Origin of the sequence: Lacihabitans soyangensis, from assembly GCF_024343775.1 — a bacterium.
In the GTDB taxonomy this organism is placed as follows: Bacteria; Bacteroidota; Bacteroidia; order Cytophagales; family Spirosomataceae; genus Leadbetterella; species Leadbetterella soyangensis.
The window spans coordinates 1-490 of record NZ_RJUF01000098.1 but is presented as its reverse complement, the minus strand read 5'-3'; the positions used below and the strand labels follow the sequence as shown (position 1 = coordinate 490).

Sequence of the window (490 nt, the reverse complement as noted above, 5' to 3'; positions counted from 1 at the left end):
TGAGAATATTGTTAGCAGAAAGACTTTCTGTTTGACCTGATAGTACGGTTACTGTTCCATTCGGTAATGTATCACGCACCACCACTCCGGTTTGTGAAGTATTGCCTGTATTGGTTACAACAATAGTATAGGTAAGTACACCCGGAGTCGTTACCAGGTTTTGACCTGCTGTTTGTGTTTTTATGATTGTCAATTCAGGACAAGGTGTAAAAATAATATTTCCAGTTCTTACAATTTCACACCCATTCTCATCTCTTATAGTTACATTATAAGAGCCAGGACCAGCTGTCAAGTTTTGGTTATCATTAAAATCACCAGTACCGTCGTTGTCCCAATCAAAAAAGTATCCTCCGGTCCCACCAGAAACTGTTAAATTTATTGTACCATTAGTTTCTGTACAACCTAAAGTGTAATCAACGATGGTAGCACTAATTGCCGCTGCTGGTTGCGTTATCGTTGCACTCGCAGTCGTTTGACAGCCATTCGCATC

General features: G+C 40.2%; 1 protein-coding gene. It reads right to left on the bottom strand.

The features are described 5' to 3' along the window. Positions 1–490: CLIPPER-2 domain-containing protein (locus EGI31_RS14560; protein WP_445468528.1), on the bottom strand; the 490-nt coding region annotated here is incomplete at both ends.